The organism is Ruegeria sp. CG1 (assembly GCF_056537265.1).
This window is the reverse complement of record NZ_JBQFRF010000004.1, coordinates 23,857-45,307: the sequence shown is the minus strand read 5'-3', so window position 1 is coordinate 45,307 and position 21,451 is coordinate 23,857. Positions and strand designations below refer to the sequence as shown.

Sequence of the window (21,451 nt, the reverse complement as noted above, 5' to 3'; positions counted from 1 at the left end):
ATCGAAAGTTTTAGCCCGTGTTGTTTTAGATGGTATTCGAGGGGGCGAGATTGATACTTCCGGCGGGGCGCAGTTGATTTTCAACAGCGCCCCGTTCTCTTTTCCAAAGCATATGGCGAAGTACTTACTCTGCACCTTCGCGCAGACCATGATGATGACTAAACACCGGCCGCGCATGAAGCACCTCTGATCGGAAGTCCGCCATGCGCCCCGGTAGCGCGCGATAGAATGATGCCAAACCTGGCTCAACCGCCATCGCATGCTTGGCACATTCCTTGCATAACCCAGCGACTACGGTCTGTGATTCCCGTGCGCGTATCGCCTCTAGTAGACCTATGTGTGCGGTCTGCAGCTTTTGAAACGATGCACTGCCTGCAACTTCTCGATCTCCGACCAGTACATAAACAGGCTCTGGCTCGCTTTTGCCTTTCAAATCCACGAAGCCCGCCTCTAGCAGCGCAAGATCAGAATTGGTGACACGGCGAATAGAGTCTGAGACTAGAATATCATAATCCACATGTCGGCAGTTTTGTTCGATCCGCGCTGCCACATTCACCACATCTCCGATTACTGTGTAGTTGAACCGGCGCCGCGAGCCGATATTGCCGACGCAGGCGGCTCCGGTTGCGCAGCCTGTCGCCAGTGCGATGGGAGGACGCCCGCGCATGATGGGCAAAGTGTTGAACTTATCTAGCGCGCCGCGCATCTTCAGCGCGGCCAAAGCAGCGCGGCACGGGTGATCATCCACGGGCAGCGGTGCATTCCAAAAAGCCATAACCGCATCGCCGATGAACTTGTCGATCGTTCCACGCTCGACCAGAATCTGATCCCCGATCTCTGAGAACAGCGCATTCAGCAAGGCCACCAGATCGGTGGCTGATACAGACTCGGACAATGGCGTGAAGCCCCGAATGTCCGAAAACATCACCGTGATCTCCTGAGATTCACCTCCCAATTGCAGCTGATGCCCGTTGGCCTCCATCTCATCGAGGATTTCCGGTGCGACATAATGTGAGAAAGTCTGGCGGATCACCCGCTTCTCCCGCTCGGTCGAAACAAAGAGGTACCCGGCCAGAAGCCCGAAATTAGCCATACCTCCGGCCAAAGGGAAGGTCGCATCAAACAGAACCGACTGGTTCTGGAACGCCAACCAACTGATGGCAATCACGGCCGATGCGGCCACACCACCTGCAGCAAAAGAAGCGACCGCCCCATAGTTGGACATGACCACTGTGACAACGACGCCCAGGATCACGAACGCCAGCAGCTCAAGTGCAGAGGTAACATCCGATCTGCTCAGCACATCGCCAAGGATGATCTGTTCGATAATTTGGGCGTGGATCGAAACACCGGGAACAGATTCACCCAGTGCCGTTTCGCGCATATCGAACAGGCCCGCCGCAGAGGTGCCGACCAGAATGATCCGTCCTTCTATCTCTGACTGAAGCGTTGGATCACTACCGCTGCGCATGACATCATCGGCCGACAGATAGAGGCCAGGATTGTCCCGCCTGTAACGCACCCAGATCTCGCCATTCTCGGTGGTCGGCAGCACAAAATCACCCAGACCAACCTCAAGCATGATGCCGATCTCGTCCTGCGATCCTTCCGCAAAATAAACGGATTCGCCCATGGCCACCCGCAGGGCTTCAACCCCAAGCGCAGGTAATACACCGTTGGGCCCGGACCAAAGCACAGGGACCCGTCGCACCACACCCAAACTTCCTTGGGGCGATACATTAACACCCCCGATCCCGGCCGCTTCTTCCCCCAATGGCGGTGCCAGAGAGGTCCAGTGGGCAACGCTGACAAGGCCAGCTGCGGGTTTCTCTCCGATTTCAACTAACCCCGCCTTCGGTACAATGGCCGAACCGCTATCGGTTTGCCGGGCTGCCACACCCAGAACCACTGGCCATTTCGCAACTTCGTCCCCAAATCTGACGTCATTGTCCAGATCGATCGCGGCCTGATCCACCTGCAGTAGTCCGGACAAGGTCGGGTCTTGCAACAATCGCATCGGAGAGTATCGGTCGGGCTCGACAAACAGCATATCAAAGGCAATCGCAGCGGCACCGTATTCGCCCAATCGTTCGACCATCTGACCCAACAGGGTACGAGGCCAAGGCCATTGGCCCCATTCTGCCAGAGACCTTTCATCAATATCCACCACGCGGACCGGCAGATCCGGGTTGTAGGCCCGTGGTGAAATCCGCTGCAGGATATCGAAGTAAATCAATCTGGACATTTGAACGGGATACGGATCCGCGACCCTAATGAAGCAGCCCATCAGGATCAGCGCCAAGCCCACAAGCCTGAATACTAATCGATGCCCAATTTTGTCTCTTATCTTACCCACCACGTTCACCTTCCAGGCGCAGGGGAACATGAAAATATATGTAACCTGATGCTACCAACCAGCTATCGCTGAAGCGTTACCTGCCGTCGCCGTTGCCCTGACACCCGATCCACCGCTATTTCCACTGGATGCGTTTACGGATGTTCTCGTTTCACCCGAGGCGCTTACACCTGCACGCGCTGATGTCCCGGAACGCCCTTCGGCGCTGGCTGAGGCCCGGTCTGGCGCTTCGGATCGCCCGCTTTCGCGGGCCGCCGACACCTCAGAACGACCTTGTTCCGTTTGCCGCCGCGCTTCGCGCCGCTCTGGCCTTTCAGATTCAATCTTTAGGGCCTGAGCCTGTCTGCCCGAGCACCCTTCGGCACTCACCCGAAACGGTGGCAGCAGTTGCGTTTGCGAGCGTATGAAGGGGAAACCACCTTTTAGCGCTTTGTCATACTGCTCCTGATCTACCGGGCGCCCCACCTGACCGCCCGAACCGGTCGCAAAGAGACTGCACTGTCGGCTTGCCGACCGGCATGACCCGCGTCGGCCGCACATCTGAACGGTGCCCTCGATAACCAGCATCGCGCTTTGGCTGCCGGATGTAATCCACATGTCAAATGTCGTTCCCCGCACGGCCATGGTGGCATCGGGCGTTTTGATCGAATAAGCGCGCTTTCTGCTTTTGCCCGAAATGAAACGGAAACTGCCGCCCAGCGCCTGCACGGTGAAGTTTTTTGCCTTCCGATTGCCTCGCAGCATTGAGACATCCAGGATCATTCGCGCGTTCGGACCAACCGCGATCTTGGTTTCATCTACGAACACCAATTGAACCACGCCTGATCTGTCGGTCGAAATAGTATCGCCTGAAACAACATCCATCCCTTCACGCAAGCGTATCTTTTTACCGGCCCGGATAATATCCGCGCCCGGTTTAGCACTGAGCACTTTTCCGATTGATGCGATGGCCGACGCAGGCAGCGTCGCTAGAACCAAGAAAACACAAAACAATTTCAACCAGACCAAACCCAAGTCCCCTTCCCCCAAAAGGTACCTACCAGGGTGCCAAACACCCCACGCCCGATATCTGTCGCCTCAGAAAGCTAAATCTGAATAGTTATTAGAGCCTTAAAACTAGACAAATATGCGCCAGAACAGGTGGAGTTGGCAAGGTTTTGCATGTTTTTCAGCATTTCGGGGGTTTCGCACCCCTGCTTCCGGTAGCCCCAGCGCTCCTTCTTGTGGGTTTGATCATCGGTATTCAGAAAAATTTTCCAGACATAGAAAATCGCCTTGTATCTGGATGACAGGCAAGGATATACCGGCCAGCGGAGACGTGGCCGAGTGGTCGAAGGCGCTCCCCTGCTAAGGGAGTAGGCGGGAAACCGTCTCGAGGGTTCGAATCCCTTCGTCTCCGCCACCCATACCGGGAATCACCTGCGATGCCCGCCATGGTCTGAACGATCTCATAAAATCACCCCACTGAATTCACGACATTTCACGGGCGTTGCACACTACCATTTCTCAAGGCGGATTGGATCGGTCGCATCAACCATTGCACCCTGATGCAGGAGCTTGTTGCGTTGTCTGCAGTACAATTCAGCCCAGGATGTTGGAGGCGGTGAGATATTTATCTTCATCGCCCTAGAGAGCTCAATTTGGCAACCTGGCGCAATCGACACCCGTTACGGATTCAAAAAAAGGCCGTCCCAACTGGGACGGCCTTTCATTCACTGTCTCTCGAAAGAGGTTCAGGCAGCCAGCGCGGCCTGTGCTTTGGCGACGATCGCGCCGAACGCTTCCGGTTCGTGCACTGCCAAGTCGGCCAGAACTTTGCGGTCCACTTCGATACCGGCCAAGTTCAGGCCGTTAATGAAGCGGGAATATGTCAGTGCCTCGTCATGCGAACGGACAGCGGCGTTGATACGCTGGATCCACAGCGCGCGGAAGTTGCGCTTGCGGTTCTTGCGGTCGCGGGTTGCGTACTGGTTGGCCTTGTCTACGGCCTGACGGGCAACCTTGAAGGTGCTCTTGCGGCGGCCATAGTAACCTTTGGCAGCCTTGATGACCTTCTTGTGACGGGCGTGAGTTACGGTTCCACCTTTAACGCGGGACATCTCTTAATCTCCTCTTAGCGGTCGTAGGGCATGTAGCCCTTGACGATCTTGGCGTCGGGGGCGGACAGGGTGGTGTTGCCACGGGCGTCGCGGATGAATTTCTTGGTCCGCTTGATCATGCCGTGCCGTTTGCCGGCCTGGCCAGCAAGGACCTTACCGGTCGCAGTCACCTTAAAGCGCTTTTTGGCGCTCGACTTTGTCTTCATCTTAGGCATTTCCGTCTCCTTTCGGGGTTCGGTTTCAGACGCGACTCGGCATGCCATCTCGGCCGGTCACGCGATCAGAAGCGCCGTTTACGCAAGTTCGGTCATACTGGCAAGGGGGTTTGGGCCAGAATCTGCGCTTTTTGCAGGCTGGCTAGGCACCGGGGCGACGCGCGCCGCCCCGGAGGTTTGGATTAATGTTCGAATTTGCGGATTTCACCGCTCTTCAAACGCTCTGCATAAGATGCCAGTTCCTGACGTACCACTTTCATCAGGAAGTAGAGCGCGAAGACGTTCACAACCGCCATGGCAAAGATCGCCGCATCCGAGAAGTCGATAACGGGGCCAAGGTTAGCCGCTGCACCGATGACTACGAAGATGCAGAAGATGACCTTGAACACCAGTTCCTTGGTGTGACCCTCACCGAACAGGTAGGTCCAGGCCTTGAGGCCGTAGTAGGACCAGCTGATCATGGTCGAGAAGGCAAACAGAACTACTGCGATTGCCAAAACGTAAGGGAACCAACTGAACGCGCTGCCAAAGGCGGCTGAAGTCAGGCTGACACCCGAGTTTCCGTCAACCGTTGCGATGGCATTACCGGCTTCGTTCAGCATATAGTTTCCGGTCTCCGGATCGACGATCAGCTGCTGGGTGATGATGATCACCAACGCGGTCATGGTACAGATTACGACCGTATCAATGAACGGCTCCAGCAGCGACACGAACCCTTCGGTGATCGGTTCTTTGGTGCGAACCGCCGAGTGGGCAATCGCAGCAGAACCAACGCCCGCTTCGTTCGAGAACGCCGCACGCCGGAAGCCCTGGATCAATGCGCCGACCATACCGCCAGCGACACCAAGACCGGTGAACGCTCCCGCGAAGATTTGGCCAAAGGCCCAACCGATCTGATCCGCGTTCATCAGGATGATCACCAGAGCCGCGGCCACATACATCACGCCCATGAAAGGAACGACTTTCTCAGTCACGCGCGCGATGGATTTTAGGCCGCCCACGATCACTGCAAAGACGATGCCTGCAAAGACCAGGCCAGTGATCCAGCCCGGGTAATCTCCGACGATGCCTGCGATCTGCTGATGCGCCTGATTGGCCTGGAACATATTGCCCCCACCAAGCGCGCCAAGGATGCAGAAGATCGAGAACAGAACGGCCAGAATTTTGCCGCCCGGCAGGCCCAGTTCGTTGAACCCTTTCGACATATAATACATTGGGCCACCAGAAACGGTGCCGTCATCATATTCGTTGCGGTACTTTACACCCAGCGTACATTCGGTGAATTTCGACGCCATGCCCAACAGGCCTGCGACAATCATCCAGAAAGTTGCACCTGGCCCGCCGATACCGACGGCGACCGCAACACCAGCAATATTACCGAGGCCAACGGTACCGGACAGCGCCGTTGCCAGCGCCTGAAAGTGGCTAACTTCACCCGCATCATTGGGATCAGAATAGTCACCTTTCACAAGGCTGATCGCATGACCGAAGAAACGCAATTGTACAAAGGCAAAATAAAGCGTGAAGACGGTCGCGGCGATCACCAGCCAACCCACGATCCAAGGGAACCCGGTGCCCGGAAACGGGGCAAAAATAAAGCTGACGAAAGGCCCGGTGAAATCAGCAAAGGCCTGGTTGATTTTATCGTCCAACCCGACCGCCTCCTGTGCGGCAGTGGGGCTCGCAACCAGAGCGGCAAGTGCTGCCAGACTCAGTTTGTTCTGAATATTCATCATAATCTCTCCCCTCAGTTCACGACCGTAACCGGAACATCGGCGTGCATGACAAGGTTCTGGGTCGAACTGCCAAACAGGCGTTTTTTGAACCCATCTGCCGAGGCCCGACCCACAACGATCTGGGAGCCACCGTTTTCAACCGTGATTGCATTCAGCGTTTCCGCCACATCTCCGTGACGGACGATGCCGCGCGCCTCGAATCCTGCAGCCTTCAACGCTTCAACCGCTGGCTCGATGATCCGTGACGTAGCTAACGCAACCTCTTCTTCGCGCCGTTTGTGGCGTAGGGCGTTCTCTTCTGGTGTCTGGAATGTGAAAGGAGACCATTCGATGACGTAAACCGCCAGAAGCTCGCATGAACCGATACGCCCGGCCAAGTCTTTGGCAAAGGCGATCGCGCGTTCTCCGGTTTCTGTCCCGTCCAGTCCTATGACAATTTTCGTTGTCATGCCGTTCCTCCGTTATTGTTGCTTTGGCCGGGGCCCTCGCCCCCGGCAGGGCAGCCGGAACCTGGAACTTGCTTGAGTAGACCGCCCTAAGGGCAAGTATCCCGAAAAAACACGCAAAAACAGAGAGATTATTGCTGGATACAACCCTCAAACTTCTAAGACACTGTAAATAAATATTATTATATGCCCAAATATTAGGCATACGCTTGGTATCAAACTGAAATTAGTAGTGGTGATCCGGGCTTAGCCCGGATCAGTGTTGTAGATCAGCCGTTCATCACAAGGGGCGATACGTAAGATGTTGGTGGTGCCAGGAACATTGAAAGGGACGCCGGCGGTGACCACAATCTGATCAGTCTCAGCGGCGAAACCACCCGAACGGGCGGCGCGAGCGGCGCTGACGACCGCACCTTTGAACCGCTCTTGTTCAGGGGTTAAGACGCAATGACAACCCCAGCTCAGGCAAAGCCTGCGGGCGGTGCCGGTGGCGGGGGTCATCGCGATGATAGGCACACCGGGACGCTCACGGGCGGTGAGCAAGGCGGTGGTCCCGCTTTGAGTGAAGCAGCAGATGGCTTTAATGTCAGTCTTTTCGGCAATCTCGCGTGCCGCAGCCACGATCCCGTCCGCGATGGTCGTACCCTTGGCGGTACGCGACGCGGCAATAATCTGTGTATAAGTCGGGTCGGCTTCAACTTCGATGGCAACTTTGTTCATCGTCTGAACCGCCTCGATGGGATAAGAACCCGCAGCCGATTCCGCACTGAGCATGATTGCGTCGGTGCCTTCATAGATGGCGGTGGCCACGTCCGAAACCTCGGCCCTTGTGGGCATCGGGCTTTCGATCATGCTTTCCAGCATCTGGGTTGCGACAATCACGGGCTTCGCGGCTGTACGGCATTTACGCACCAGACGTTTCTGGATCGGGGGGACTGCCGAAACAGGCAGTTCGACGCCCAGATCACCCCGCGCAACCATGATCCCGTCTGAGGCGTCAAGGATATCGTCAAAAGCTTCGACCGCAGCAGGTTTTTCGATCTTGGACAAGATCGATGCTCGGCCATCCGCCAGTGCGCGCGCCTCGAACACATCCTTGGCACGCTGAACGAAGCTCAGCGCCAACCAGTCCACACCCAGTTGACAGACAAATTCCAGATCGTCGCGATCCTTTGCCGACAGCGCTGCCAATGGCAGCACCACGTCAGGCACGTTCACACCCTTGCGGTTCGAGATCGTGCCGCCGACTTCAACGGTACAATGTGCAAAATCCTGTCCGCAATCCTGCACGATCAGACGAATCTTTCCGTCATTGACCAGCAGGCGCGCACCTGGCTCCAATGCGGCAAAAATTTCGGGATGTGGCAGGCAGACCCGGGTGATATCCCCGGCTGCCGGATCAAGATCCAGACGGAATGCGGCGCCCTCCTCCAGTTCTTCCGCATCATTTGCAAACACGCCAACGCGCAGCTTTGGCCCCTGCAGATCGGCCAGAATCGCGATCGGGCTTTCCAGATCCTTTTCGATCTGCCGGATTATACGGTGCCTCTCGCGAATCTCATCGTGGCTGCCATGGCTCATGTTCAGCCGGAATACATCGGCCCCAGCCTCATGCAGCGCTCGGATGGTGTCATAGTCATTGGACGCCGGTCCCAGCGTCGCCACGATTTTCACATTTCTCAGGCGTCGCATTGATCAGACTCTCCTCAAACGCGTAAATGTTACCGCAAACATTGCTCAGGCTGCTTATTGCGCAATTCCCTTTCCAACGCAACTGTCCTACACCTGCGACAAACAAGATGACAGGCTCATGACATACTCTCCGTTTTTTGTTCACGGCGCGGATCGCTCGTCGCGTTGGCTGATTACCTGTGACCATGCAACCAACATGGTGCCGCCCGAAATCAGCGGCGGAGACCTGGGTCTGCCACGCGAGGATATGGAACGCCATATCGCATATGACGTCGGCGCCTACGAGGTTTCAAAACATCTGGGTGAGGTTCTGAACGCCCCGGTAATCGCAGCCAACTTCTCGCGCCTCGTGATTGACCCCAACCGGGGCGAGGACGATCCAACGCTGCTGATGAAGCTCTATGACGGTTCGATCATTCCTGGTAACCGCCACGCAGATGCGACCGAGCGTGAGCGTCGTCTAAATATGTGTTACCGGCCCTATCACGATGCGCTGGCGCAGCTTGCAGCCCTGCCGCATGCGGTCATCATCTCGATGCATTCCTTTACGCGCCAGCTCCGTGGCCGCGATCCTCGGCCGTGGCACATCGGCGTCTTGCACACACCGGATGAGCGGTTCTCGCGCCCGCTGATCAACCGGTTGAACGCCGAGGATGATCTGTGCGTTGGGGTAAATGAACCCTATACAGGTGTGCTACCCGGCGATGCGATCGACAAGCATTGCAGCAGTTTCGGCCGTCCTAATGCACTGATCGAACTGCGTAATGATCTGATTGCGGATCATGACGGGCAACGCAGCTGGGCCGAACGATTGGCCGTTATTCTGCAGGATGCACTGAACGATAGCGGACTATGACGTAAGGTCACTTCATGCCGCTTCCGATCCTCGAAATATTGTGAGCCAATATACTGACACCCATATATTAAGGGAAAGGAGACGACCATGACTCAGGAATTCCTGACTACTGTCTTCGGCTGGATGACCGCCCTTAACATCGCTGTTTTGTTGTTCAGCACACTTATGATCCTTATCATGCAGGACTGGATTGCAGGCGTGCATGGCAGAATGTTCCAAATGGAGCGGGCCGACGTAAAGAGGGTCTATTTCAGATATCTTGCGAACTACAAAATCCTGACAATCATTTTTTGCCTTGTGCCGTGGTTGGCCCTCAAACTGGCATAAAGCATCCAAACCTGACGTTCCAAGGGGCCTTAGGGCCTCTACTGTTCGTTGTAACATGGCCCACGGATTGCTAGGTCAGGTCCAGAACGCAAGACAATCATTCGGAGCCCGACAATGGACAAGCAAACCGAAATCGAACTTCAGGCCGCAGCGTTTCGCCGTTTGCAGCAGCATCTGATGCAGGATCGCACCGACGTACAGAACATCGATATGATGAATCTGACCGGGTTCTGCCGCAATTGCCTTTCGCGCTGGTATCAGGAAGCCGCCAATGCCAAGGGCATCGACATGGACAAAAACGAAGCGCGCGAGATTTTCTATGGCATGACCATGGATGAGTGGAAGGCCAACTACCAGACCGAAGCGAACGCCGAGAAACAAGCCGCCTTCAAGGTCGCGTTTGAAGAGAACGTCACGAAAAAAGGCTGACGCCCCGAAAACGAAAAATGCCCGCCGTTTTGGCGGGCCTTTGCTTTAGATTGCGGCCTTTCGGCTTTCGTCCAGATAGATCTCGCGAAGGCGTTTGGCAATCGGGCCCGGCGTGCCATCACCCAGTGCCACGCCGTCAATCTCAACCACCGGCATGACAAAAGCGCTGGCCGAAGTGGTGAAGGCCTCATCCGCCTCTTTCGCCTCATCGATGGTGAACAGGCGCTCCTCAATCTCCATCTGCGCCTCGGCGGCCATGCGCAGAACCGCCTTGCGGGTGATGCCGTGCAGAATGTCGTTGGACAGCGGGCGGGTGACGATCTGGCCGTTCTTGACGAAATAGGCGTTGTTGCTGGTGCCTTCGGTGACATAGCCATCTTCAACCAGCCAGGCATCGTCACAGCCAGCCGCTTTCGCCATCATCTTGCCCATGGACGGATACAGCAGTTGCACGGTTTTGATATCGCGGCGGCCCCAACGGATGTCATCGATCGAAATGACCTTGGCCCCTTTCTTCGACGCGGGGCTGTCGGCCAGACCTGGCTTATTCTGCGTGAACAAAACCAGCGTAGGCTTGGTATCCGCTGACGGAAACACAAAATCCCGGTCGCCGTCACTGCCGCGCGAAACCTGTAGATAGATCAGACCTTCTTCGATGTCGTTCAGCTCGACCAGTTTGCGATGGATTTCCAGAAGTTCTTCTTTGCTGCAGGGTTCAGCCATCTGTAACTCGTCCAGCGAGCGTTTCAGCCGCACCGCGTGGCCTTCGAAGTCGACCAGCTTACCATCCAGCACACTGGTTACTTCATAGACGGCGTCTGCAAACAGGAAACCTCGATCAAAGATCGAGACGCTTGCCTCGGTTTCAGGCAGGTATTCGCCATTCACATAAACGGTGCGGGTCATGTTCTTCTCCTCAGCCCCAAAGTGCCGCTTTGGGCGGATGCACTCCGGCGTCATCAAAAATCAGGGGTGTGTCGCGGTCTTCTGCCAACAAAAGCGGTCCGTCAAGGTCCGTCACCATCGCACCCTGCGCGACCAGCGTTGCAGGTGCCATGGCCAGCGAACTTCCAACCATGCATCCGACCATGATGCCATAGCCCTCGGCCAGCGCGGCCTTGCGCAGCTCCAGCGCCTCGGTCAGACCGCCGGTCTTGTCGAGTTTGATGTTCACCACATCATATTTGCCCTTTAACTTAGGCAAGCTGGCCCGATCGTGACAGGATTCGTCGGCACATACCGGCACCGGACGATCCATGCCGATCAGTGCATCATCCTCACCGGCTGGCAGAGGTTGTTCAACCAGAGCAACGCCCAGTCGCACAAGATGCGGCGCAAGATCGGCGTACACTTCAGCAGACCAACCCTCATTGGCGTCGATAATGATTTTGGACTCCGGCGCACCAGCCCGCACGGCCTCAAGCCGGGGCATGTCGTCTGGTGTACCAAGTTTGATCTTCAACAAGGGTCGGAACGCATTTTCTGCCGCCTGTGCCTGCATTGCCTCGGGTGTGTCCAGGGAAAGAGTATAGGCCGTAACTTCAGGCCCCGGTGCGGCAAGTTCCGCCAGCTCCCACGCCCGTTTGCCGGAGCGTTTCGCCTCAAGGTCCCAAAGCGCGCAATCCACTGCATTCCGAGCCGCGCCGGCAGGCAGCAGATCCATCAGGGAATAACGAGAGAATACGTCGGGCAGGCCGGCAATCTCGGCCTCGACTGAATCCAGCGTTTCGTCATAGCGCGCATAGGGCACGCATTCGCCCCAACCATGATGCACACCATCCGAGATCCGAACCGTCAGGACCTTTGCCTCGGTCCGTGAGCCGCGCGAGATAGTGAATACCTGCGCCAGCTGAAATACATCGCGGGAAACGTCAATCTGCACGCGTTCAACCTTTCATCGAAAGTGGTGTCTGTTGCCGACAGCAAGGGGCGATCGGCAACCTGCTTAGATCACAGCACGGCCAGCGCATCCACCAGTTTACCGGCACCAAACCGGTAAGGATCGGTTGCTGGGATACCCATCTCGGTCTCAACCTTGGCGATGTATGCGTGTGCGTCGTCTTCGCTCAGATGCTGGGTGTTGATCGACACGCCCGCAACCTGGCATTCCGGGTTAGCAACACGCGCCAGCGGCAGCGCTGTGTCGCGCAACTGCTCCAGCGTCGGCAGCGAATACTCAGGCAATCCTCGCATATGGGTCCGGGTCGGCTCGTGGCACAGGATCAGCGCGTCGGGCTGACCGCCATGAATCAGCGCCATGGTGACGCCAGAATAGGACACATGGAACAAAGAGCCCTGCCCTTCGATGTGATCCCAGTGATCCGGATCATTGTCTGGTGTCAAATACTCAACGGATCCCGCCATGAAATCGGCGATAACCGCATCCAGCGGGACGCCCTGACCCGTGACCAGAATTCCGGTCTGACCGGTGGCCCGGAAGGTGGATTTCATGCCGCGTTTGCGCATTTCAGCGTCCATAGACATCGCGGTGTACATCTTGCCGGCAGAGCAGTCGGTTCCAACGGCCAGGCACCGCTTACCGGTACGCTTGCGGCCGTTTGCGATGGGATATCCTACGGTCGGCACACGGACGTCGTGCAATGTGCAGCCGTGAGTCTGCGCCGCAGCAACCAGATCGCCTTCGTCGCGCAGCAGGTTGTGCAGGCCCGACGCCAGATCATAACCCATTTCCAACGCTGCGATAAGAACCTCTTTCCAGGCCTCACTGATGACACCACCCCGGTTGGCAACACCAATGACAAGAGTCTTGGCACCAGCAGCTTTACCTTCGGCAAGTGTCATTTCGGTAAGACCCAAATCAGTCTTGCAACCATCCAGCCTTATTTGACCCACGGCATTCTCAGGACGCCAGTCCCGGATACCAATGGCCACTTTGGCCGCCAACAAGTCGGGCGCATCGCCCAAAAACAACAGGTACGGTGTCTCGATCATTGCGGTGCACTCCTTTGATTCTGGCTTAAGCTAGAGAACCGTTTTGACGAGGGTTTCTCAAATTCTTCTTGCCTGCCAGCCCACAGCGGGAAGTTTTTGCGCATTTGGTCATTCTTACACAAGATTGTTCGAAGTTTTTAAACTGATCAAACTTTAAGCACCCCATTTTGCCAGTATCTTCAATCTTGCTGCATACGCATTGCCGCATATGCACAATCAAGCTTGCGCAGCATTGCGCAATTTAATATCCCATGACCAACCCTAAACGCAATTTCCTTACTCGCATGAGGTCCAAATGAGCTTCCGCATCCAACCTGCCGCTCCGGCCCGGCCCAATCGCTGCCAACTGTTTGGCCCGGGCTCGAACACCAAGCTATTTCCCAAGATGGCTGCATCAGCTGCAGACGTCATTAATCTGGATCTAGAAGATTCGGTGGCTCCTTCCGACAAGGATACCGCTCGCGCTAACGTAATCGAGGCGCTGAACACAGTCGATTGGGGCAATAAATACATGTCGGTTCGGATCAATGGGCTGGATACACCCTATTGGTACCGTGACGTGGTTGATGTGCTGGAACAGGCAGGCGACCGTCTGGATCAGATCATGATCCCCAAGGTAGGCTGCGCGGCCGATGTCTACGCCGTGGACGCTCTGGTTACCGCAATCGAGCGTGCCAAGGGCCGAACCAAGCCAATTTCATTCGAAGTGATCATCGAATCCGCCGCCGGACTGGCGCATGTCGAAGAAATCGCAGCCTCATCCCCGCGCCTGCAGGCCATGAGCCTTGGCGCCGCAGATTTTGCAGCCTCAATGGGCATGCAGACAACCGGCATCGGGGGTACGCAGGAAAACTACTATATGCTGCGCGAGGGTGAGAAGCACTGGTCCGATCCGTGGCACTGGGCGCAGGCCGCAATTGTCGCCGCCTGCAGGACTCATGGCGTGCTGCCTGTCGACGGCCCGTTTGGCGATTTCTCAGACGATGAGGGCTATATCGCGCAGGCCAAACGGTCTGCCACGCTGGGGATGGTCGGCAAATGGGCCATCCACCCCAAGCAAATCGCATTGGCCAATCAGGTCTTCACACCGTCGGATGAAGCAGTGTCCGAAGCGCGCGAGATTCTAGCCGCCATGGAACAGGCAAAAGCCAATGGCGAAGGCGCGACGGTCTACAAAGGGCGTTTGGTCGATATTGCTTCGATCAAACAGGCCGAGGTTATTGTGGCACAGGCGGAATTGATCGCGGCGGGTAGCTAAGAATAAAGGGCGCTCAACTGAGCGCCCTAATCGAACTGATCAGCGTCCAAATACATTGTTTGGTGTCCATGTGAAACGCTCACCCTTCTTTCCTGATTTCATCATCAGGCAGGATGTGCCGTATTTCTGAAAATACTTGATTTTGATTGGATACCAACCCGCCTGCGGCACCTCGACCTCGGTGCGTTGGTTGGCTTCGCAGCCCTGACGGCCGTTGACATAGCCGATCTGCTGACCGCCGACCCAGGCGTCAATCCCATCGTTCGACCAGGTCTCAAGCTCGTAAACTCCGGGTGAATCAAACCGGATATATCCGCTGATTTCCGCGGCAACATTGAACGCCTGATTGTAGGTCAGGACAGGATCACCTTCGTTCGTGTCTCTGTAGTCCAAACCTCTGAGGGGCTGACCCGGCTTTGCCTTTTTCAGCAGATGATTGACCTTCGAGAGGTTCTGGATTTTGCGGGGCGGGTTACCTTCCCAACTGTATTTTACGTTCAAACCGGCTTTTGGGCTGGGCTGAGGGCTAGCTGGCTGTAACTTCAAAGGTGCTGCTGTCGCAGCGCCGGCAAACATTGCCAAGGCAGCCACCAGCGCTCCGGTGCGGAAAAATGTCATGGTCTACTCCCTGAATTTGCGCCTGCTTCGGGGTTAATCCCTGCCGACGATCCTGTTGAGATGACACTAGGCGCTGAACTTTGACCTCGCAAGATGGTTAAAAATCACTTTTTAATGGTCACGCACGCATATCCTTGGGCGATCCCATCACAACATATGAGGTGATCGAGGTCACATGCGGCAGTGTACCCAGCACCTCGGTGTGGAAGGTTTTGTAGGAAGGCAGATCGGCACATTCGACCCGTAGCAGGTATTCGATCGTGCCCGTGATATTGTGACATTCCACCACTTCGGGCGCTTGTTGCAAGGCCCTTTCGAACCCTTCCTGCGCCGCTTTTGTGTGCTCGCCCAAACCAACGCCGATATAGGCAACGAAACCCACCCCCAGCGCCGCCGGGTTCAGCACCGCTCGGTAACCGGAAATGACCCCTGCCCGCTCAAGCTCCTGCACCCGGCGCAAGCAAGCGGATGGGGACAGGCCCACCCGCTCGGCAAGATCGAGGTTGCTGACGCGGCCATCGCGCGAAAGCTCGTGCAATATTTGTTGGTTGATCTGATCAATCTTCGCCATTTATTGCGACATTAGCCTTAGAACGCACGAATACGCAATTTCATTTGCCGGGTTCAGCGAGAAAATGCAGCCATGACCTACGATATCCTGATGGCCCTGATCGCGTTTGCTTTTGTCTCGTCAATCACTCCAGGCCCTAACAACCTTATGCTGATGGCATCGGGTGCGAATTTCGGCTTTCGCCGGACAATCCCGCATATGCTGGGCATTGGTTTGGGCTTTACCTTTATGGTGCTTCTGGTGGGGGCGGGTCTGGTTCAGATCTTTGACCGGTATCCGATCAGTCATACCGTGTTAAAAGTACTGTCGGTTCTGTATCTGCTGTATCTGGCCTGGAAAATCGCCCACGCAGCGCCCGCCAAAGGTGCCGATGCTGCAGGCACCCCGATGACGTTCCTGCAGGCTGCAGCGTTCCAATGGGTGAACCCAAAAGCCTGGGCGATGGCGTTGACCGCGACAGCCGCCTATGCGCCCGACCAAACGATCAACGCGATTCTGCTGGTCGCGCTGGTGTTCGGAGCCATCAACCTGCCCTCGGTCAGCACCTGGACGGTTCTTGGACAGCAAATGGCGCGAATCCTGACGAACCCGCACCGATTGCTGGCATTCAACTGGACGATGGCGGCCCTGCTTGTGGCCTCGCTCTATCCGGTGCTGTGGCCGAATTAGGTTACCTGAGCGGCAGGCAAATTTCGGTCAACAGATCCTCGGGGGCCGTTTCTCGTGGATCGTTGAGATAGATCTCATAACACGGATGGTCCGCAGGTTCTTCGCCAGACTCGGGCAACCAATTGCCAAATAATGCCTGATACGCGCCGTGAAGGCCGGAATAAGGTCCCTTGAAGGTCAGCACCGCTGTTTTGCCACCCGGAATTTCAAGGTCTTCCATCCCCTCGGGCGTATCATCACCGCAGAATTCAGCACCTGCAAAACTGCGCAATTCATCCTCGGGCACATCGTCCGGACTGTCGAGATACAGCCCGATCATCGGGCCGACTTGCGGCCACAGTTTGCGGGATTCGCACAGGGCACCAAAGGCCTCAAAGCTGCGGCCAATCTCGGCATACGCCCCTTTATGTGGCAGCGCTATGACTCGGCGGGACGGTTCGGTTCGGGTTGTTACGGGATGCATCGGATATCCTCCGGTTTTGAACATTGGATGGGCCGGCAGTATTTGCCCCGCACGTCGAAACGCGGTGGGGCTGCTGCCGTAGGCCTCGGAAAAGGCCCGCTCAAAGGATTTTTGGTTCGGATAGCCAATGTCGGTCGCGATCCGCGTAACCGGTCTGTCTGTTTGCACCAGCCAGCAGGCGGCACGGTGCAGGCGTATCCGACGGGTGGCCTGCGCGCAGGTCTCGCCAGTAATGGCGCGAAACACGCGATGCCAGTGAAACCGCGACATGGCTGCGACCTCGGCCAAAGCATCCAGCGACAGTTCCCCGGCGGGGTGATCATGGATGTAGGCCAACACGCGCAACACGCGATCTTCGTAGCTGGCGGCCATCGGTATCCTTCCTTCTCTTTGCCCGTCCGTGGTCGCATATTCCGCGACCACAAATCTTGCTGAGTTGCATCCCGGACCACCTTTGGTCATATAGCAGGGAACTTCCGCGTTGAGAGGCGTCATGACCCAGTATCTGGATTTCGAAAAACCGCTGGCCGAGATCGAAGGCAAAGCTGAAGAGCTGCGCGCGCTGGCCCGTGCCAATGAAGAAATGGATGTGACGGAAGAGGCCGCCGCGCTGGATGCCAAGGCCGCCAAGCTTCTGGATGAGCTGTATGCCGATCTGACACCATGGCGGAAATGTCAGGTTGCACGGCATCCTGAACGTCCACACTGCAACGACTACGTGGATGCGCTGTTTACCGAATTCACCCCACTGGCAGGTGACCGGAACTTTGCCGACGATCTGGCGGTAATTGGCGGTCTGGCGCGGTTCAACGATCAACCCGTCATGGTGATTGGCCACGAAAAAGGCAGCGATACCAAATCGCGGATTGAACGCAATTTCGGCATGGCCCGCCCCGAGGGCTATCGCAAGGCCGTACGCCTGATGGAAATGGCAGGCCGCTTTGGCCTGCCGGTAATCACCTTGATCGATACAGCTGGGGCCTATCCCGGCAAGGGGGCGGAAGAACGTGGCCAGTCCGAGGCGATCGCGCGCTCAACCGAGATGTGCCTAAAGATTGGCGTTCCTTTGGTGTCCGTAATCATCGGCGAAGGTGGTTCTGGTGGCGCGGTCGCCTTTGCGACTGCGAACCGCGTAGCGATGTTGGAGCATTCGGTCTACTCGGTGATTTCGCCCGAAGGCTGCGCGTCGATTCTTTGGAAAGATGCCGAAAAAATGCGCGAGGCCGCCGAAGCGTTGCGCCTTACCGCTCAGGATCTGCACAAGCTGGGCGTTTGTGACCACATCATCACCGAGCCCAAGGGCGGTGCACATCGCAACCGCCCGGCGGCGGTCGAAGCCGTGCGGTCTGCAATTGCCTCGATGCTGGAAGAGCTTGATGGGAAAGACGCGGCAGCCCTGATCAAGGACCGCCGTCAGAAGTTCCTGGATATCGGTTCGAAAGGGCTGGCGGCTTAACCCGTCAGCCACCCAACCGCTGCAACAGAGCCACCGAAGGCTGGCCAGTCACGGACAACCCGTTGGCGCGCTGGTAGGCGCTAATTGCCGCCTCAGTATTCTTGCCGATAACACCATCTGCGCCTTGTGTGTCATAGCCCGCGGATGTCAGGCGGCGCTGCAGTTCTTTACGATCCTCCAGCGTCAAACCGGTCGCATCCGGCCCGAATGACGCTTGGAGCGGCGCGCCGCCAGCAATGCGATCAGAAAGATGACCTACGCCGATCGCGTAGCTGTCCGAATTGTTGTAGCGCTTGATCACCTGAAAATTGCGGAACACAGCAATACGTGGGCCAGGCGTCTGCGGTTGCAGCACTGCCGCCGGCGTGCCCGAAACCGTGCCGACCTCACCGCCCCAAGGCTGCCCTCGCACCCAACCGGCACGTGCCAGATAAGCAGCCGTTGACGCAAGTGAATCTGCTGGGTCATCGGACCAGATATCGCGCCGCCCGTCGCCGGTGAAATCGACTGCATAAGCAAGGTAGGACGTCGGAATGAACTGTGTGTGGCCCATCGCTCCGGCCCAGCTGCCGGTCATGTTAGCCGGGGTCGTATCGCCCTCTTGAATGATCTTCAGCGCTGCCACCAGTTGCTTCTCAAAAAACGCTCCGCGCCGCCCGTCATAGGCCAGAGTCGACGTTGCCGAGATCACCGGCACATCGCCCCGCCGTGCACCATAACGGCTTTCCAGGCCCCAAACAGCAACGACGACCTCCTTGTCGACACCGTATTGGGCTTCGATCTGCGACAGGGTTCCTGCATGCCGCACAAGCATTTGCTTGCCAGTGCTGATCCGTTCATCCGAGGCAGCAATCGCCAGATAATCCTCAAGCGAGCGTTTGAATTCGACCTGATTGCGATCGCGTTCGATCACGTCGGGTAGATATCCGGCGCCTTGAAACGCTCGGTTAAGGGTCGTCTGTGAAATGCCCTGCGACGCTGCCCGATTTTTGAAACTGGCCACCCAGGCATCCCATCCTGCGTTCGGAACCGCACGCATCCGCGAAGCCGGGGCACTGTTGGGTGCCGTGCCTGTGGAGCAGGCCGCCAACAAGGTTGGCCCAAGCCCTAAGGAAAACACTCTTCGATTAATCATGGTTAAATCTGCTCTTGTTGTGATTTGCGCTTAGAATAGCGCAGCCCGGTCGCTCAAGCCAGCAAAGCGACATCCGAAATCAACTGAATTGGAAGATGGGCAACATGCCGCTCAAGTCACAAGCAGGCGCAAGCCCTGGGTCACATCCGAGCGCACTGCTAGTCGCAACCCAGGCTCATCCCCTGCCTTGAGTGCTGCGATGATCAGGCGATGGTAGTGCGGTGGCTCGGTCCTCCGCAACCGACCGTATAGGGCACGCATCGTGGGACCCAGCTGCAGCCAGACAGTTTCGGCCATGGCAAGCATCGCGGGGGCCTGTGCGCGTAGATACAGCGTGCGGTGAAATTCCAGATTTGCACGGATATATCCCACCGCATCGCGTTTCGTGACCATCTCGGCCACTGCCATGTTGATGCTTTGCAACCGGTCAATCAGCGCCATATGCGCGCGCGGTAGGGCCCGGCTGGCCAGTTCAACCTCAAGCAGCGCGCGCAGCGCCGCCAGCTCTTCGATCCGATCGCGCGTGAGTTCCGGCGTTGATACCCGACCGGAGGTGGACAGGAACAAAGCACCTTCTGCCGCCAGACGCCGCACCGCCTCGCGCGCCGGAGTCATCGACACACCGAATTCCTTGCCAATCCCGCGCAGCGTCAACGCCTGCCCCGGGGCAATCTCTCCATGCATGATGCGGGATCTGAGGGCGCGATAAACGCGATCATGGGTTGCCGTATGAGACTCGGCGGGGCGTGAGGTTAACATGAGTTTATGTGATCACAAATCGCGCTGAGGTCAAGCGACGGAGTCGAAGCGATATCTGTGCAGTTCAGCCCCGTTGTCTCGCAGCCAGCGGCGTGGTTCTTTGTAAGGGCCAAAAATATGCTCGACCTGCGCCCAGAACGCAGGTGAGTGGTTCATTTCGGCAAGATGCGCCACTTCATGCGCGGCCACATAATGGAGAACCTCTGTCGGGGCGAGGATCAACCGCCACGAGAACATCAACCCGCCCGCAGAACTGCACGACCCCCAGCGCGAACGCGTATCGCGCAAAGTAAGGCTACTGTACGACCGCCCCAGCATCGCCGCGTAATCATCGCACGCACCGGTCAGACGATCACGGGCAAGCTCTTTTAGAAACCGCGCTAGTCGCCGTGCTTCGGCACCGGGCGGAACCCCGATCGCATCGCCACTCAGCAAGACCCTCCGACCCGATGCAGAAACGATTCGCCGAGCCGTACCCTCGATCGGAATGAACTGCCCTACGCCGACTGCTTCAAGGCTAGGTCGATCCTGCAGGTGCCCGCGGATCCAGCCCTCTTTCTGCTGTGCGAAATCCAGCGCTTCGGCTTCAGCCACCCCTGTCGGGTAGGTCAGCGTAACCCGCCCATCCAATTGGGAAATTCGCAAACTGATCCGCCGTGCGCGCGCCGATCTGCGCAGTGTCAGTGGCACCGGAGGCGTTCCGGGCAATGCGTGTCGCCCCATAGGTGGGCCTCCTTTGCGCAAAGGCTTTGACAGTGCCTGCCGCATGTGGCAGGTGACCTGAATCATTGATGAGATTCACCTGATATCAAGGGGATTTGATATGCCCAAGGAAGAATGGGGCGTAAAGCGTGTCTGCCCGACAACCGGCAAACGGTTTTACGACCTGAACAAGGACCCGATCGTCAGCCCCTATACGGGCGAGGTCGTGGAGCTGGACACCGGAAAAAGCCGGATGATCGCCGCGGATGCTGAAGATGCCGCATCGGTCAAGGCGCGCGAAGCGTCGTCGGACGAAGACATCGTTCTGGATGATGACGACAACGTCGATGTCGAACTGGACGATGATCTGCTGGACGACGATGACGATGGCGATAACGTTTCACTCGACGATATCAAAGACATGTCGTCAGAAGACGAAAACTGATGGATCCCGAGGCGGCCCCGCCGCCTCGACCCGGTCCGCGAAGTCGGTCTGAATTTTTTGCCGATTCCGATTTTAGGACTTGCACTCATCGACGGCGTCTCATAAACGTCCGTCCACCGTTACGACGGTACCTTTATGGGGCCTTAGCTCAGTTGGGAGAGCGCTTGCATGGCATGCAAGAGGTCAGGGGTTCGACTCCCCTAGGCTCCACCAAAACCTAACAATACAACTAGATAGCAAGCATAAGAGCGGTGTGACACACAGGTG

General features: G+C 56.9%; 23 protein-coding genes and 2 tRNA genes. 9 read left to right on the top strand and 16 right to left on the bottom strand.

Annotated features, from left to right (window positions below; all coding sequences use genetic code 11):
- Positions 1-124: 124 nt before the first annotated feature.
- Together ACR0AU_RS12510 and ACR0AU_RS12505 are read right to left on the bottom strand one after the other, a co-directional pair.
- Positions 125-2,386, bottom strand: a complete 2,262-nt coding sequence (locus tag ACR0AU_RS12510; RefSeq protein WP_170733530.1) for an adenylate/guanylate cyclase domain-containing protein — start codon at positions 2,384-2,386, stop codon at positions 125-127.
- Positions 2,387-2,407: 21 nt separating this feature from the next.
- Complete coding sequence (locus tag ACR0AU_RS12505; protein ID WP_480439236.1) at positions 2,408-3,364, bottom strand: FecR family protein; 957 nt, start codon at positions 3,362-3,364, stop codon at positions 2,408-2,410.
- A gap of 304 nt (positions 3,365-3,668) precedes the next feature.
- Here ACR0AU_RS12505 and ACR0AU_RS12500 point away from each other — a divergent pair.
- Positions 3,669-3,758: transfer RNA gene (locus tag ACR0AU_RS12500), tRNA-Ser, on the top strand.
- A gap of 331 nt (positions 3,759-4,089) precedes the next feature.
- On the opposite strand, the gene rplT is transcribed toward ACR0AU_RS12500, so the two are convergent.
- The 5 genes from rplT to pyk all read right to left on the bottom strand — a co-directional run bounded on the left by rplT (position 4,090) and on the right by pyk (position 8,544).
- Complete coding sequence (gene rplT, locus ACR0AU_RS12495) at positions 4,090-4,455, bottom strand: 50S ribosomal protein L20 (protein WP_008756009.1); 366 nt, start codon at positions 4,453-4,455, stop codon at positions 4,090-4,092.
- 14 nt (positions 4,456-4,469) lie between these two features.
- A complete protein-coding gene (rpmI, locus tag ACR0AU_RS12490) occupies positions 4,470-4,670 on the bottom strand; it encodes a 50S ribosomal protein L35 (protein ID WP_010443552.1) in 201 nt (66 codons plus the stop codon).
- Between the two features lie 182 nt (positions 4,671-4,852).
- Positions 4,853-6,403 carry an alanine/glycine:cation symporter family protein gene (locus ACR0AU_RS12485; RefSeq protein WP_170465878.1) on the bottom strand — a complete coding sequence of 517 codons (1,551 nt, stop codon included), beginning with the start codon at positions 6,401-6,403 and terminating at the stop codon, positions 4,853-4,855.
- 14 nt (positions 6,404-6,417) lie between these two features.
- A complete protein-coding gene (locus ACR0AU_RS12480; RefSeq protein ID WP_170395586.1) occupies positions 6,418-6,855 on the bottom strand; it encodes a universal stress protein in 438 nt (145 codons plus the stop codon).
- A gap of 243 nt (positions 6,856-7,098) precedes the next feature.
- Positions 7,099-8,544 (bottom strand): pyruvate kinase, encoded by a 1,446-nt coding sequence (gene pyk / locus ACR0AU_RS12475; protein ID WP_170395584.1) that lies wholly within the window; start codon positions 8,542-8,544, stop codon positions 7,099-7,101.
- A gap of 118 nt (positions 8,545-8,662) precedes the next feature.
- Here pyk and ACR0AU_RS12470 point away from each other — a divergent pair, with 118 nt between their 5' ends.
- From ACR0AU_RS12470 to ACR0AU_RS12460, 3 genes are all read left to right on the top strand, one after another.
- Positions 8,663-9,400 (top strand): N-formylglutamate amidohydrolase, encoded by a 738-nt coding sequence (locus ACR0AU_RS12470; protein ID WP_170733529.1) that lies wholly within the window; start codon positions 8,663-8,665, stop codon positions 9,398-9,400.
- Between the two features lie 87 nt (positions 9,401-9,487).
- Positions 9,488-9,727 (top strand): DUF6868 family protein, encoded by a 240-nt coding sequence (locus ACR0AU_RS12465; protein ID WP_170733528.1) that lies wholly within the window; start codon positions 9,488-9,490, stop codon positions 9,725-9,727.
- 114 nt (positions 9,728-9,841) lie between these two features.
- On the top strand, positions 9,842-10,156 hold the full coding sequence (locus tag ACR0AU_RS12460) for a DUF1244 domain-containing protein (protein WP_170395578.1): 315 nt from the start codon (positions 9,842-9,844) through the stop codon (positions 10,154-10,156).
- 45 nt (positions 10,157-10,201) lie between these two features.
- Here the strand turns inward: ACR0AU_RS12460 and ACR0AU_RS12455 are convergent, their stop codons facing one another.
- From ACR0AU_RS12455 to dgcN, 3 genes are all read right to left on the bottom strand, one after another.
- Entirely contained in the window at positions 10,202-11,062 is an 861-nt protein-coding gene (locus ACR0AU_RS12455; RefSeq protein ID WP_480795757.1) for a D-amino-acid transaminase, read from the bottom strand.
- 10 nt (positions 11,063-11,072) lie between these two features.
- Positions 11,073-12,038, bottom strand: coding sequence for an N-acetyl-D-Glu racemase DgcA (gene dgcA, locus ACR0AU_RS12450; protein ID WP_480795756.1), 966 nt, complete (start codon positions 12,036-12,038; stop codon positions 11,073-11,075).
- A gap of 68 nt (positions 12,039-12,106) precedes the next feature.
- Entirely contained in the window at positions 12,107-13,108 is a 1,002-nt protein-coding gene (gene dgcN, locus ACR0AU_RS12445; protein ID WP_170612778.1) for an N-acetyltransferase DgcN, read from the bottom strand.
- Positions 13,109-13,403: 295 nt separating this feature from the next.
- Between dgcN and ACR0AU_RS12440 the strand changes: the two genes are divergently transcribed.
- On the top strand, positions 13,404-14,366 hold the full coding sequence (locus tag ACR0AU_RS12440; protein WP_170395570.1) for an L-malyl-CoA/beta-methylmalyl-CoA lyase: 963 nt from the start codon (positions 13,404-13,406) through the stop codon (positions 14,364-14,366).
- Positions 14,367-14,405: 39 nt separating this feature from the next.
- Here ACR0AU_RS12440 and ACR0AU_RS12435 read toward each other — a convergent pair whose 3' ends face one another.
- Positions 14,406-14,984, bottom strand: a complete 579-nt coding sequence (locus ACR0AU_RS12435; RefSeq protein ID WP_170395568.1) for a PA14 domain-containing protein — start codon at positions 14,982-14,984, stop codon at positions 14,406-14,408.
- A 118-nt stretch (positions 14,985-15,102) separates the two neighbouring features.
- Complete coding sequence (locus ACR0AU_RS12430; RefSeq protein ID WP_170733525.1) at positions 15,103-15,555, bottom strand: Lrp/AsnC family transcriptional regulator; 453 nt, start codon at positions 15,553-15,555, stop codon at positions 15,103-15,105.
- Positions 15,556-15,627: 72 nt separating this feature from the next.
- Here ACR0AU_RS12430 and ACR0AU_RS12425 point away from each other — a divergent pair, with 72 nt between their 5' ends.
- Positions 15,628-16,224: a LysE family translocator gene (locus tag ACR0AU_RS12425; protein WP_170395564.1), complete on the top strand. Its 597-nt coding sequence runs from the start codon at positions 15,628-15,630 to the stop codon at positions 16,222-16,224.
- 1 nt (position 16,225) lies between these two features.
- Here the strand turns inward: ACR0AU_RS12425 and ACR0AU_RS12420 are convergent, their stop codons facing one another.
- Positions 16,226-17,059 (bottom strand): AraC family transcriptional regulator, encoded by an 834-nt coding sequence (locus ACR0AU_RS12420; protein ID WP_480795846.1) that lies wholly within the window; start codon positions 17,057-17,059, stop codon positions 16,226-16,228.
- Between the two features lie 121 nt (positions 17,060-17,180).
- Here ACR0AU_RS12420 and ACR0AU_RS12415 point away from each other — a divergent pair, with 121 nt between their 5' ends.
- The gene (locus tag ACR0AU_RS12415; RefSeq protein ID WP_170395560.1) at positions 17,181-18,143 is read left to right on the top strand and encodes an acetyl-CoA carboxylase carboxyltransferase subunit alpha; all 963 of its coding nucleotides are present in this window, start codon (positions 17,181-17,183) and stop codon (positions 18,141-18,143) included.
- A 4-nt stretch (positions 18,144-18,147) separates the two neighbouring features.
- Here ACR0AU_RS12415 and ACR0AU_RS12410 read toward each other — a convergent pair whose 3' ends face one another.
- The 3 genes from ACR0AU_RS12410 to ACR0AU_RS12400 all read right to left on the bottom strand — a co-directional run bounded on the left by ACR0AU_RS12410 (position 18,148) and on the right by ACR0AU_RS12400 (position 20,760).
- On the bottom strand, positions 18,148-19,278 hold the full coding sequence (locus ACR0AU_RS12410) for a lytic murein transglycosylase (RefSeq protein ID WP_480795755.1): 1,131 nt from the start codon (positions 19,276-19,278) through the stop codon (positions 18,148-18,150).
- A 111-nt stretch (positions 19,279-19,389) separates the two neighbouring features.
- A complete protein-coding gene (locus tag ACR0AU_RS12405) occupies positions 19,390-20,037 on the bottom strand; it encodes a GntR family transcriptional regulator (protein WP_170395556.1) in 648 nt (215 codons plus the stop codon).
- A 30-nt stretch (positions 20,038-20,067) separates the two neighbouring features.
- A complete protein-coding gene (locus ACR0AU_RS12400; protein WP_480439232.1) occupies positions 20,068-20,760 on the bottom strand; it encodes a M48 family metallopeptidase in 693 nt (230 codons plus the stop codon).
- Between the two features lie 100 nt (positions 20,761-20,860).
- On the opposite strand from ACR0AU_RS12400, the gene ACR0AU_RS12395 reads away from it, so the two are divergent.
- On the top strand, positions 20,861-21,184 hold the full coding sequence (locus ACR0AU_RS12395; RefSeq protein WP_170402007.1) for a TIGR02300 family protein: 324 nt from the start codon (positions 20,861-20,863) through the stop codon (positions 21,182-21,184).
- A gap of 137 nt (positions 21,185-21,321) precedes the next feature.
- Positions 21,322-21,397: transfer RNA gene (locus ACR0AU_RS12390), tRNA-Ala, on the top strand.
- Positions 21,398-21,451: the final 54 nt, after the last annotated feature.